The organism is Enterococcus sp. AZ141 (assembly GCF_051714385.1).
Classification (GTDB): domain Bacteria; phylum Bacillota; class Bacilli; order Lactobacillales; family Enterococcaceae; genus Enterococcus_D; species Enterococcus_D entomosocium.
The window spans coordinates 2,785,624-2,798,687 of sequence record NZ_JBIORT010000001.1; the positions used below are offsets into that span (position 1 = coordinate 2,785,624).

Consider the following 13,064-nt stretch of genomic DNA (forward strand, 5'->3'; position numbering starts at 1 on the left):
CCTAGCCCTATCATTTCCAAAAACAACTGGCGCTGAAACATGTCGGAAACTGTTTGGTTTGGAAAGTAAGACGATCGTTTATGAATGGTTAAATATCAAAGTACCAGCCCTGATTTATTTTGGGGTCACGATCACGCGATTGCTGGAAAAGGGGTGAAGAACGATCGGCTGATCATAAAAAGAGGTGAGAACCTCCTCAGTAAAAATCGTCTCTCGTTGACCAGCGGCGTGGACTTTGCCGTTTTTTAACATCAGAAAATGAGTGAAAATCGGTAGTAGCTCTTCTGTATGATGGGTAACGTAAAGAAGAGTCGGCGTATTCGGCAGTTGTGAAAAAGCCTCCAGACGGGTTAGCAGTTCTTCTCGCGCAAATAGATCAAGGCCCGTACAAGGTTCGTCCAAAATCAGGATCTCTGGTTGTGCCATCATGGCCCGTGCGATCATGACAAATTGTTTTTCTCCTTGAGAAAGGACGTGATAGGAACGATGGATCAGATGAGTCAGCCTCAAGTCAGCCAAAAGTGCTTTTGCTTGGTCCAGTTGGTTTTCATCATAAGATTCATAAAGACCAATACTGGAATAAAGCCCGGATAGAACGATCTCTTCAGCCCGGTCTCGTCCATAAAACTTATTTTGTAAAGCAGAACTAACCCAACCGATGCGCCGTTGAAGATCCGGGACAGACGTTTTGCCGTATCGTTCACCTAGGACTGTTCGGTGACCAGAAGAAGGCCATAAAGTTCCTGTAATCAGCTGCAAAAGTAAACTTTTCCCCGCGCCATTCAGGCCTAAAACCGCCCAATGCTCATTTTTTTCCACTTGCCAATTGATGGTTTCTAATAAAAATTTTTGGTTGCGAATGATTGAAACCTGTTGAAAATCAAGGACTGTCATCGATAATCGAACCTAATCAGGTTCTTCACCTCCATTTATAAGAATATTCAGAAAATAATACCTACTATTATAACACATCAGTCCAAATTTCGCTGGTTGGTTGGTATCGCATTCATATCTTTTGTCAGAATTCAGAATGCTTGTTATGATGAAACTATACAGGAGGGATGATAACTATGGGTACTTTTAAAGACGAAAAAGATGTGATCGTTGGCAAGGCTAAAGAAAAAATCGGTGAGTGGACCAATAATGAAGAACTTGCCCATTCTGGGAAAGAACAAGCACACGAAGGTCAGATCAAGAAAGAGCACGATCAAAAAAGAGTCAATGAATTAGAAGATCAAAATGACGAGCGCGATGCCCGCAATGATCGAACTACCCCAGAAAATGTCAGCAGTGAAGAATTGTTGCGAGCTGAAAATCCTGATGCCAATAAAATTTCTTCTGCCGATCGTCGAGATGCAGACCAGCTGAAGCATTATACTGGAATTGAAGATAAATTATAACTGAACACGGATGCCTTCGTCTTCTAGACGAGGCATTTTTTTGTTAACCAGAGTGGATGAAGAGTCAAGAGACTACTGCTCAGTTGACAATTGCTCAACATCTCATTATAATCCATTAAGATCGCATAGAGAGAAGCAAAGAAATTGGGAGGTGGTCATCAAATGCTTATTTATGCATTGTGTACGACTGTCAAGAAAGTAGAACAGCCGCAATAGGAAACGGAAAATTAGAAAGAAGGCTTTTTTATGATCGAACCTTACCAATTTCATTCAATTAAACATCAAGTATACCAATTAGTTCGAACCTATCAATCGGTGAATGATCCTCGAACGATCAAAACGGTTGAAACGATGACCAAAGACGCCATAGAACATTTTTTTCCTGAAGAAGAAACAGCACCACGTGAAATTTTAGCTGCTTTCTTTCAACAGGGGATGACGATCAGTCGCAGCAATGAGCTGTTAACAGAACTCAGAGAGTACGTCCGACCCTTTCAGGTGCCGACAACAAAACAAATTGAAAAAATGTTTCAGAAAGTAAAAAAACTGAAAATACCTGATTTTGCTTCCGTTGATTTAAAAGAGACCACTTATCTTGCTTGGGATGATATCGGTAGTCAAAGCAAGTTTATGATCATAGCCACTGAGCAGGGATTTACAGGACTTCACGGTCATGTGTCAACCGAGGTCAAAAAAGGGATCTGTCCCTTGTGCCAGCATGAAGGAAATGTGTCGATGTTTCTTTCTTTGACCAAGAGCAACGGCGATGGAACATATACGAAACGCGGGAATTATATTTGCCGTGATAGCCAAAGGTGCAATCAGCAGTTGGAACAGCCAGCAAATTTGCATGATTTTGTTTCTTTGCTGCAAATGAAAGATAAATAACGAAATGAAACGGCAGAAATCTTTCTGCCGTTTTTTCTCATTGAAAAAAAACAACAGTTATAGCATTATTTAAATTTTGTATTAAATGAACAGAATAAACCACTTTGGCTATTGTACCAATGGATTTCATGTTATAATTAATCATATAAACCGATGACTTTACGTGAAAACGTAAGCGCATAAGAGAGAAAATGAGGTGGAACTATGCAATGTCCAAAATGTCATCATAACAATTCGAGGGTAGTTGATAGTCGACAAGCCGATGATGGACGTGTGATTCGCCGTCGTCGTGAGTGCGAAAATTGCGGCTATCGCTTTACAACATTTGAACGTATTGAAGAGGCACCCTTGCTTGTGATCAAGAAAAATGGTGCCCGTGAAGAATTCAACCGAGAAAAAATTTTACGGGGCTTGATTCGTTCTGCTGAAAAACGACCAGTGACAATGGATCAGATGGAAACAATCGTCGATCATGTGGAAAGTCGTGTCCGTGCTCTTGGTGAAAATGAAATATCTACGACACAAATTGGTGAGTATGTGATGGAAGATCTAGTTGATTTAGACGAGATCGCTTATATCCGTTTTGCCAGTGTATACCGTCAGTTTAAAGACATGTCAGTTTTCTTAAAAGAACTACAAGACATCGTCGAAAAAGCGAAAGAACCACAAGAATAGAGGGGGACAACAAGTGGGCAATAGTTTACCGAATCAATCGTACAAAGTGTTCAAAAGCCGTCCACTTACAACGGAAGGGAAAGACGCCCTCATTTATTTGTATCAACCAATTATTGAAAGTGATGCTTTAGCGTTGTATTTGACACTAGCAAGCGATGTCCAAGCCCAAAGCATTTCTGGCGAGGAGTCGATGACGACCGTGCATCTAGATATCTTGAATGCCATGAATGTCGGAATGTCTCGCTTCATAAAAGCCAAGCAAAACCTAGAAGGTATCGGCTTGCTGAAATCATATGAAAAAGCAGATTTGCAAAACGGATCCTCCTATCTGTATTGGCTGCAAGAACCGGTTCATCCGGCAGCGTTTTTTCAAGATGAATTGTATACCTATCTTTTGTTGGAAAGAGTCGGGGAGCGTAAATTTAATCAGCTGGTCAAGCTGTATCAACCAAAGCAATGTTCTTTAACCGATTATCAGGAAGTGACCCAATCCTTCTCAGTTGCCTATGGGTTAAATACCGCTCGTTTCGCCTCTCATGAAGAAACGTTACAGGCAGTCAGTAATTCTTTTCAAGAATCCAATGCAAACTTGGTGCTTGACGAAAAGCAATTGGATTGGGACTTTCTTTTATATGAAGCGCAACGTCGGTATATCCGTGCCGCTAATTTCACGCCGAGTTTTCGACAAAAGTTAGTTCTATATCATTCCTTATACGGCTATGATGTGTTGGAATTGTTGGATTTGATGGCGGACAATGTTTCTTTGACAACAGGAGAGGTCGATCAGAAGAAGTTGGAACAAGCGATCATGAAAAAATCGCGGCAGACCTTCACGAAAACATCGACAAGAGAAGATCCTCAAGCGGAAAGTCAGTTGCGCCGCTTCAATACCTTAAAACAGAATGGTTTTTCAGAAAATGATGTATTATTGATTCAAGAAAGTGAGAACAATGCACCGATCGCTTTTCTAAAGGCGATCAAAGCGGAGAAAAACAGTTTTATGACCGATTCAGAACAATGGTTGATCAAAAGCCTTGTCGAACGATCACCATTGCCGAATAGTGTGATCAATGTTCTGGTTCATTACGTTTTAGTAGTCCAAAACAATGCCGCTTTATCCGGAAATTATGTAAATAATATTGCCGCCCAGTGGTCAGAATTAAAAATCGGTACGGCAGAAGATGCGATCAAGCATGTTCGGAGCCTTGTTCGAAGTGCCAAGGAAAAACGCAGCCGACCACAAACAAGCGGCAAAAAAATCATTCGCGAAGAAAAGCTGCCTTCTTGGGCTGAAAAACCAGTGGAAGAGACAGCATTAACGCCAGAACGACAAGCAGAATTAGATAAAAAACTGCAAAACTACTTGCATAAGAAAGCTGGTGACAAGTAATGGAAGATGTTGGAAAAAACTTAGGGAAATTATTGGATAAACGCAATTACCGTGATCAGTTTTCATCAATGATGGCAGAAGTTTTGCAAGATCCTGATGTCAAAGCGTTTATTGCCGAAAATGAAGAAGCATTGACCGAAGCGGATATTCAAAAAAGCTATGCGAAACTGTATGAGTTCGTTCAAGAAAAGCGGAAATTCCGCATCAATGATCCATCCATGATCGCACCGGGCTATGAGCCGCGCTTAGCATTAAATTTTCATTTTATTGACGTCACCTATGTACCAACGAAAGAACTACTGGCATATCAAAAACAAGAAGAAATTCGCAGTCGCATCAAAGCGATGGATATGCCTAAAGATATACAAGAAGCAAGTTTTGCAGATTATCAGCAAACGCCTGGACGAATGGAGGCTATCGCAGCCGCCGTTGATTTTATTAGTGAGTTGACAGCGAATCCGCAAGAATTTCATAAAGGCCTTTACTTTGTAGGAAGTTTTGGGATTGGCAAGACTTACCTGCTTGGAGCAATCGCCAGAGATTTAGCAGAGGCGGGGTATACAACGACACTTGTCCACTTTCCAACATTTGCGGTAGAGATGAAACAAGCAATCGGCAAAGATCAAGTGGGGGACAAGCTGAATGCAGTGAAAAAAGCCCCAATTTTGATGATGGATGATATCGGTGCTGATGCGATGAGCAGCTGGATTCGCGACGAAGTCTTCGGTGTCATATTGCAATACCGCATGCAAGAACAACTGCCGACCTTTTTTACTTCGAATTTTACTATGCATGAGTTGGAACAGCATCTTTCGGTGACGCAACGAGGTGAATCCGAACCATTAAAAGCCAAGCGCATTATGGAACGTATCCGTTATTTGACACAAGAAATTCAAATGACTGGTAAAAACCGACGAAATGATGGCCAATAACTGACTATTACTGGAGGAAGAAGATGATGACAAAACAGGTAATAATAGGATTATCCTTTGCAGCAATGCTGCTTTTAACAGCTTGCGGCAATCAGGGAAACAGCGCTGCAAATGGGGAGACTGGAACTTCTGAAACTAGCGAGCAGACCAGTTCCGTATCAAATAGTACATCAGAAACGGAAACAGCCGCAATTTTTACTGGTGTTATCCAAGAAGATGCGATAGCAGGATCGGATGATACCTTTTCACTCTTTTTGAAAGAGGTGGCGGCAGTGGAAGATGACGATCAAGTCGTCCAAAGTTTTCAAAATGATGGGGTCATCCTACATGTCCCAGTCGAGGCTTATTCAGGAGATCTGGAGGAATTGACGGAAGGTGCTACCGTCCAGGTGACGTTGCAAGGCATACCGATCATGACGATGTCGATCCCGCCGCAAATTCCGGGCAACTCGATCCAAAAGGTTGAATTAGTGGAAGATTAATGCAATGTGCGCCTTGGCAATGGCACCACAGTCAAGACGCACATTTTTTTCTATTTTTGGAAAGCGTGATATACTACGAGAGAAGGAGTGACAATATGAACGAACATGCATTATCGGATCGTTTGGCTTGTGTGGGCGCACAAATTCCCGACCAAGCACGTTTCGCCGACATCGGTTCCGACCATGCTTACTTGCCTGTTGCATTGATGCTGCAGAACAAAATCTCTTATGCTGTAGCTGGAGAAGTTGTTCAAGGACCTTATGATTCTGCCAGCAAACAAGTGCGTAAGAACGGGTTAGCTGATAAAATCGTGGTTCGCTTGGCAGATGGACTGGACGCGATTCAACCTGAAGACAACATCGACACCGTTGTCATTGCTGGAATGGGCGGCACACTGATACGTTCGATTTTAGAAGAAGGTAGCCGGAAAAATCGCTTAGCGGGAGTCAAACGCTTGGTCTTACAACCGAATGTTGGGGAACGGACTTTGCGAGAATGGCTCGTTAGCAACAACTTTATAATCATTCATGAAGTACTTTTAGAAGAAAACGACAAAAACTATGAAATTATCGTTGCGGAAACTGGAAAAACGACGTATACGTCCCAGCAATTATTTTTTGGTCCTTGTTTATTAAAAGAAAAAAATCCAGTTTTCCTTAAAAAATGGCAACATGAATTAAAGCAACGACAACGCGTCATTAAAGAGTTAGAGAAAGCCAAAGAACCACCTGCTGAAAAAATCAATGAATTAAAGGATCAGATCGAATGGATCAAGGAGGTGTTGGCATGATTTCTGGTCAAGAATTTATCAAACGCTTTGAAGCATACTGCCCTTTATGGTTGGCAGAAGAAGGCGATCCTGTTGGTCTACATGTTGGCACATTAAACAAACCGCTCGAGCGAGTCATGATGACTCTTGATGTACGTCCAGAAGTGGTTGCAGAAGCCATCGAGAAAAAGATCGACTTGATCATTGCCAAACACCCACCGATCTTTCGGCCTTTGAACCGCTTACTGACAGATGATCCACAACAAAAGATGCTAATGGATCTCGTCAAGCATGATATTGCCGTTTACGCCGCCCACACCAATATGGATATTATTGAAGATGGTTTGAACGATTGGTTTTGTGAACTATTAGAAGTTGAACCCGACACGTATTTGAAGCAAACCCATCAAGTAAAAATGAAGAAGCTAGCTGTTTTTACCCCTGTTGAATCGGCACCAGCGTTACGAAAGGCATTAGGTAAAGCAGGTGCTGGTCAGCAAGGCAATTACCAAAATACCAGCTATTCCTTGATTGGCACCGGTCGCTTTACGCCACAGCAAGCGGCACATCCTGCCATTGGTGAGATCGGAAAAGAAGAACAGGTGCAAGAAGCGAAGACCGAAGTCATTTTTCCAGAAACGATCGAGAAAAAGGTGCTTTCGGCAATGATCGCTGCTCATCCTTACGAAGAGCCAGCTTATGATCTGTATGCCTTAGACAATTTGCCGAAAACCTATGGAATCGGACGGGTTGGCAACCTCGCTGAGCCTCTTTCCCTTGATCAGTTTGTCGAACGTGTCAAAGAGCGCTTTGGTTTGACTGCTTTACGCCTCGTCAGCTTTCCTGGTGCACCTGAAAAAATTCAGCGAATCGCCATTTGCGGCGGCAGTGGCCAATCGTTTTATTCGGATGCCTTACGCCATCAAGCGGATGTGTACATCACTGGCGATATCAGTTACCATTTCGCCCATGACATGCAAGCCAATGGGTTGATTGGGATCGATCCAGGGCACAATATCGAAAAGGAATGTATTCCTCGGTTTATTGAGAAATTCAACCAGTGGAAAGCAGAAGAGAACTGGGCTGTGACCTTTGTTCCTTCCACCACTTCAACAAATCCATTTGACTATAGATAGGAGAATCTTTTATGTACGAAAATTTATTGCCTCGCTTTTTGAATTATGTAAAAACAGAAACTCGCTCTGATGCGACAAGCACGACAACACCTTCTACCCAAACACAGGTCGCGTTTGCCAAAGAACTGCAAAAAGAACTTGAAGAATTAGGATTAAGCGATGTTCATTACAATGAATCAAATGGTTTTGTGATCGCAACATTACCAAGTAACGTGGATCATGACGTACGCTCCATCGGTTTTATCGCCCATATGGATACTGCCGATTTTAATGCAGAGAATGTTGATCCGCAGATCATCGAAAATTACGATGGCGAATCAACCATTAAATTAGATAAAGAAGGAAAATACACATTAAATACAAAAGATTTTCCGAATTTAGAAAATTATGCTGGGGAAACCTTGATCACTACTGATGGTACTACTTTATTAGGTTCTGATGATAAGTCAGGTATTGCAGAAATCATGACAGCCATGGAAATTTTACTTAAAAACCCAAAGATCAAACATGGGGAAATCAAAGTCGCATTTGGCCCTGATGAAGAAATTGGGGTTGGTGCAGATAAATTCGATGTTGAAGATTTCAATGTTGATTTTGCGTATACAATGGATGGCGGTCCAGTAGGAGAATTGCAATACGAGACCTTTAATGCGGCGCAAGCTGAAATTACGATCCAAGGAAAAAATGTCCACCCTGGAACTGCTAAAGACACCATGATCAACGCTTTGCAACTAGCAGTCGATTTTCAAAATGCGCTACCGGCTGATGAAGTTCCTGAGAAAACCGAAGGGACAGAAGGGTTCTTCCATTTGATGAGTCTCAGCGGCTCAGTAGAAGAAGCGAAAATGGCATACATTATTCGAGACCATGACCGGACCCGTTTTGAAGAAAGAAAAGCACAATTATTAGCGGTTCAAGAAAGCTTGAATGCCCGCTTTGATGAACCGAGAGTACACGTTCATCTATATGATCAATACTACAACATGAAAGAAATCATCGAAAAAGATATGAGTATCATTGATCTAGCAAAAGATGCGATGGAAGCAGTGGGAATCACTCCGATAACAGAACCTGTTCGTGGTGGAACCGATGGCTCGAAAATCTCCTATTTAGGGATTCCAACACCGAATATCTTTGCTGGTGGAGAAAATATGCACGGACGTTATGAGTTCGTCTCACTACAATCAATGATGAAAGCGACCGATGTGATTGTGAAAATCGCCGAACTGAATGCTCAAGCATAAACGTTGATTTTTGATTTGTTGGAATAAATGAAAAACTCTTGGGCTGGGAACTCTTCACGCAGGTCTTGCGTAAGACCCGGCCTTTTTAGGATGTGAATAGGATGAAAATTCTCGTTTTATACAATGATACAGCCGGGAAAAGTGAAGCAAAAGAAACAGCAGAAAAATTCCAAGCCTATGTGAAAGAACAAGGCGAAGAGCATCAAGCGTTCTTGCAGGCCTCAAATCCAGACGTGGATCCCAAAGACGTTCGAGAGGCTGCCGAAAAACACGCAGTCGATACGATTGTGATCATCGGTGGAGATGGGACGATCCATCATGGATTGCAAACCTTTAAAGAAAAGTTAGATGAGTTGAAGGTCGGCATCATTCCTGGTGGAACCGTAAATAATTTTGCCAGAATGTTGGGGATACCGGTGAAGCCCGAAGAGGCCTTCGAGACGATCTTAACGGGGGTTGAGCGATCGATCGACTACGGGACGGTCAATGATCAAGTCATGATCTCGACCATGACCATTGGTCTTCTGGCAGATACCGCCGCAGCCACTTCCCAAGAAGAAAAACAGCAATATGGGCCGTTAGCGTTTATGAAACGGTTCATTCATCTGTTGATCAAAAAGAAACAATACAAATTAGAAGTCATTGCTGACGAACGGAAATGGCAGGGGAAAACTCAATTACTGACGATCGTCATGTCGAATTCAGCAGGTGGGTTTAAGAACTTCGATGAAGAAGCAAAGCCTGATGACGGATTGTTTCATATCATTCTTTTGCCAAAACTGAATATTTTACGATTTATTTTGTATTTACCAAGAATTATTCGTGGTAGAATTGCCAAAGTACCAAGTGTTGAATATTTCACTGCCGCAAAGGTCTCAATAAAGGCCAAAGAAAAAACGGTTCATACTCGAACCGATGGCGACCCAACGGATGATCTACCGATTGAGATGAAAGTTATCAAACATGGTTTGACGATGCTGGTACCTGAAGAAGCACAAGAATCAAAATAATGATCCCTACGATCAATCATATGGAGGAAATGGATGAATGCACTGATTTACAATCCATTGTGGTTTTATTTAATTGCAGTCAATCTTTATCTTTTCTGTCTGATGGGGTATGATAAATATCAGGCAGTGAAACAAGGTTGGCGGGTTCCCGAAGCAAATCTCCTTTTTATGGGGGCGATTGGCGGAGGATTAGGCGGTTTAATTGCGCAACGCGTATTTCGCCACAAAACAAGAAAGAAGAAGTTTCACCTCTTTTTTGCTTTTGGCACCGTTTTTGCTATCCTGCTGATGGTCTTTTTTGCATAAATTCGGTATAACAAGCAAGGAGTTAATATGAAAACTAAAGTGAAGTTCGCCCTTAATTTACTTTTACTAGTAGGGATTCTGGGTGTGATGTATTTTTTTGTCCGTAACTCGATGATGGATATTTTGGCGGGGCTAAGAGAGACCAGCTTTCTCGTCGTCTTACTGGTTATGGGGCTTGGCACACTGTACCTAGTGATTGAAGGACGAACAGTCAAAGAGATTGCCGTGACTTTCCAACCGGAATTCACCACCAAGGCGGGGTTTCTGACCGTCTGTTACAGTGGTTTTTATCGGATTGTGACGTTTGGGGCAGGCACCTTAATCTCAGAGGTGAATTTTTACCGTAAAAATGGCTTGCAGTTGTCACAGGGCGTTGGGGTCACCACCTTACACATGGTGATGTATAAGTTCGCCATATTGACTTATGCAATCGCTGGGTTGATCATTCAATTTTCGCTATTCTATGACAATGCACCCAATATGATTTGGGTAATTTTAGCGGGGATCGTACTCGTTTTTTTGATCATTGCCGCTTTGTTAGCACTTTCGGTCAGCATCAACATTCAAGTCTTTTTCGTGATCGTCAGCAATAAGCTGTTCAAAAGTGCGACATTAAGAGGAATCGTTGACAAATGCAACACCCAAATTTATTCTTTACGAGAAACAGTCAATGCGATCATTACCGACCGCACCGCTTTCTTGCGTATCTATTTGTGGAATCTTTTGAAGATGCTGCCTTGGTATGTGATTCCTTATGTGATTCTTGTTGTGCAGCATCCAGAGATCGATTTCTTGTTGACGTTATCCTTCATCAGTTTTGCCGTCGTCTTGTCCGGGGTGATTCCAACACCGGCAGGGATCGGATCATTTGAATTTATTTATATGCTGCTTTTTGGTCCATTAGTTGGCACGGTCGATGCTGCGTCTTCCATGCTACTGTACCGTTTAGCAACATTCATTTGGCCCTTCATAATTGGTTTTGCTTATGTAATGAAAGAAAAACGCAAAGATATTAGCCAAGAGTTGACTGAATTAAGAAAAGAAAAAGTGGAAAGTTAAAAACACGCTTATCTTCGAATAGAGGATAAGCGTGTTTTTTTAGTCTTTCAAATCAATGATCCGATCAACAAAGGATTCATAAAACTCGCCTTCATGGGAAACGATCAAAACTGTTCCAGGAAAGGCCGCTAGGGTTTCTTCCAAATTGTTTTTCGTATCTTGATCGATATGGTTGGTCGGTTCATCAAGAATCAAGAAGTTACTTTTGATCAACATCATTTCGGCTAGTTTGACTTTTGTCTGTTCACCACCACTTAATAGCTTCAATTCTTCCTGGGCTAATTGGCTAGGTAAACCTGCCCGAGAAAGTTGCCGTCGCAATTCTTTGTTGGTGGCCTTCGGAAAAAGATCCTCAAGGTATTGAAGAGGGGTCTGCAATGGATATTCCCAGTCAAGGTCTTGAGAAAAGTAATTGAATTTTGTATGCTGTGGGTAAGAAACGGCCCCTTCAATTGCTGGGATCACACCAAGAATTGTTTTGATCAATGTTGATTTACCGATCCCATTAAATCCCCGTATAGCAATTTTTTCGCCATAGCGGATCGTTAGGTTGATCGGGGAGAGTAAGGGCTTTTGGTCGTATCCAATGACTAGATTGGTGGTTTCCAAGGCCAAGGTGGTAACGATTGGTGCCAAATCAAATCCTAAATGGGGTTTAGGGACATCTTGCGGTGGGGTCAAACGATCAATTTTTGCCAACTGCTTTTCACGACTCTTTGCCATCGTTGAACGAGAACCAGCTTTGTATTTACGAATATAGCTTTCGGTTTTCTTGATATGCTCTTGTTGTGCTTCGTATTGCTTCATATAGCTTTCATTTTGCAGCGTTTTTAGTTTTAATGCTTTGTCTAAATTCCCCGTATACTTAGAAAGCTTGCCAAATTCGATATCAATGATATGGGTTGTGATTTCGTTAAGGAATTGACGATCATGAGAAACGACTAAATAGGTACCAGTAAAGTCCTGTAAAAACTCAACTAGCCATTTGATGTGCTCATCATCTAAGTGGTTGGTCGGTTCATCTAAAATCAGCATGTCGGGTTTTTCTAGCAGCATTTTTGCCAAGATCAGTTTTGAGCGTTGACCACCACTTAAAGAAGCGAGGGGGGTATCCATTCCGAGAACAGAAATACCTAACCCTTCTGCTAAATCATCGATCAATGTATCCATTTGGTAGAAATTTCCTTGATCCAATTGATTTTGCAATTCGCCCGCTTTTTCTAAAAGCTTATCGTCGAGGCTTTCGCCATAAGAAGTATAAAGATCGGCAATCTGTTGCTCTTTTTCGAAGTCTTCTGCAAAGGCAGAGCGCAAAAAATCACGGATCGATTGCGTTTCATCAACATTGACGTATTGATCCAAATAGCCCATTTTCAAATTTTTCGGAAATTGGACGAAGCCATCATCGGGGAGAATTTCTCCTGTAATGATTTTGATTAAAGTACTTTTGCCAGCGCCGTTCCGTCCAATCAAACCGACTTTTTCACCACGGTTGATTTGAACGGAAACGTCTTCGTAAAGCAATTTGTCGCCAAATTGTTGGCTAATATTCGTTAATGTTAACATCATTTCCTCCATATAAAAAAGCTGTAAACAGTAGACGTTACAGCTAAGTAGATAATCTTACTGAATAAAAATCGCCAAAGAGCGATCAAAACGATCAGGAAAATCGATTGTTCCTGACCAATCAGGACCTAGCATACCATTGCTGCTTCCCATCTGTCAATTTTCATGAAAGAATACTGAAAAAAATCTTGATGTTCGAGGGAAAT

The 13,064-nt window shown here is 41.8% G+C and carries 14 protein-coding genes; 12 read left to right on the plus strand and 2 right to left on the minus strand.

The window, feature by feature from the left end; genetic code table 11:
• Positions 1-114 precede the first annotated feature (114 nt).
• A complete protein-coding gene (locus IGI89_RS12825) occupies positions 115-894 on the minus strand; it encodes an ABC transporter ATP-binding protein (RefSeq protein ID WP_438735718.1) in 780 nt (259 codons plus the stop codon).
• Positions 895-1,070: 176 nt separating this feature from the next.
• Here IGI89_RS12825 and IGI89_RS12830 point away from each other — a divergent pair, with 176 nt between their 5' ends.
• The 12 genes from IGI89_RS12830 to IGI89_RS12885 all read left to right on the plus strand — a co-directional run bounded on the left by IGI89_RS12830 (position 1,071) and on the right by IGI89_RS12885 (position 11,292).
• Positions 1,071-1,400 (plus strand): hypothetical protein, encoded by a 330-nt coding sequence (locus IGI89_RS12830; protein WP_008380072.1) that lies wholly within the window; start codon positions 1,071-1,073, stop codon positions 1,398-1,400.
• A gap of 246 nt (positions 1,401-1,646) precedes the next feature.
• Positions 1,647-2,288 carry a FusB/FusC family EF-G-binding protein gene (locus tag IGI89_RS12835; protein ID WP_438735719.1) on the plus strand — a complete coding sequence of 214 codons (642 nt, stop codon included), beginning with the start codon at positions 1,647-1,649 and terminating at the stop codon, positions 2,286-2,288.
• 204 nt (positions 2,289-2,492) lie between these two features.
• Positions 2,493-2,963 carry a transcriptional regulator NrdR gene (gene nrdR / locus IGI89_RS12840; RefSeq protein WP_005226004.1) on the plus strand — a complete coding sequence of 157 codons (471 nt, stop codon included), beginning with the start codon at positions 2,493-2,495 and terminating at the stop codon, positions 2,961-2,963.
• 13 nt (positions 2,964-2,976) lie between these two features.
• Positions 2,977-4,353 (plus strand): replication initiation and membrane attachment family protein, encoded by a 1,377-nt coding sequence (locus IGI89_RS12845; protein WP_315041874.1) that lies wholly within the window; start codon positions 2,977-2,979, stop codon positions 4,351-4,353.
• Entirely contained in the window at positions 4,353-5,285 is a 933-nt protein-coding gene (gene dnaI, locus IGI89_RS12850; protein WP_016611842.1) for a primosomal protein DnaI, read from the plus strand. The genes IGI89_RS12845 and dnaI overlap by 1 nt, the downstream gene beginning before the upstream one ends.
• 23 nt (positions 5,286-5,308) lie before the next feature.
• The gene (locus IGI89_RS12855) at positions 5,309-5,767 is read left to right on the plus strand and encodes a hypothetical protein (RefSeq protein ID WP_016620078.1); all 459 of its coding nucleotides are present in this window, start codon (positions 5,309-5,311) and stop codon (positions 5,765-5,767) included.
• Positions 5,768-5,862: 95 nt separating this feature from the next.
• Positions 5,863-6,558: a tRNA (adenine(22)-N(1))-methyltransferase gene (locus tag IGI89_RS12860; protein ID WP_438735720.1), complete on the plus strand. Its 696-nt coding sequence runs from the start codon at positions 5,863-5,865 to the stop codon at positions 6,556-6,558.
• A complete protein-coding gene (locus IGI89_RS12865) occupies positions 6,555-7,673 on the plus strand; it encodes a Nif3-like dinuclear metal center hexameric protein (protein WP_303393850.1) in 1,119 nt (372 codons plus the stop codon). The genes IGI89_RS12860 and IGI89_RS12865 overlap by 4 nt, the downstream gene beginning before the upstream one ends.
• A gap of 11 nt (positions 7,674-7,684) precedes the next feature.
• Positions 7,685-8,917: a peptidase T gene (pepT, locus tag IGI89_RS12870; RefSeq protein ID WP_429969824.1), complete on the plus strand. Its 1,233-nt coding sequence runs from the start codon at positions 7,685-7,687 to the stop codon at positions 8,915-8,917.
• A 101-nt stretch (positions 8,918-9,018) separates the two neighbouring features.
• Positions 9,019-9,927: a diacylglycerol/lipid kinase family protein gene (locus tag IGI89_RS12875; protein WP_008380060.1), complete on the plus strand. Its 909-nt coding sequence runs from the start codon at positions 9,019-9,021 to the stop codon at positions 9,925-9,927.
• A 33-nt stretch (positions 9,928-9,960) separates the two neighbouring features.
• Positions 9,961-10,233 (plus strand): DUF1294 domain-containing protein, encoded by a 273-nt coding sequence (locus tag IGI89_RS12880; protein ID WP_005235800.1) that lies wholly within the window; start codon positions 9,961-9,963, stop codon positions 10,231-10,233.
• A 27-nt stretch (positions 10,234-10,260) separates the two neighbouring features.
• The gene (locus IGI89_RS12885; RefSeq protein ID WP_016620081.1) at positions 10,261-11,292 is read left to right on the plus strand and encodes a lysylphosphatidylglycerol synthase transmembrane domain-containing protein; all 1,032 of its coding nucleotides are present in this window, start codon (positions 10,261-10,263) and stop codon (positions 11,290-11,292) included.
• Between the two features lie 39 nt (positions 11,293-11,331).
• Here the strand turns inward: IGI89_RS12885 and IGI89_RS12890 are convergent, their stop codons facing one another.
• On the minus strand, positions 11,332-12,858 hold the full coding sequence (locus IGI89_RS12890) for an ABC-F family ATP-binding cassette domain-containing protein (RefSeq protein ID WP_061054206.1): 1,527 nt from the start codon (positions 12,856-12,858) through the stop codon (positions 11,332-11,334).
• Positions 12,859-13,064: the final 206 nt, after the last annotated feature.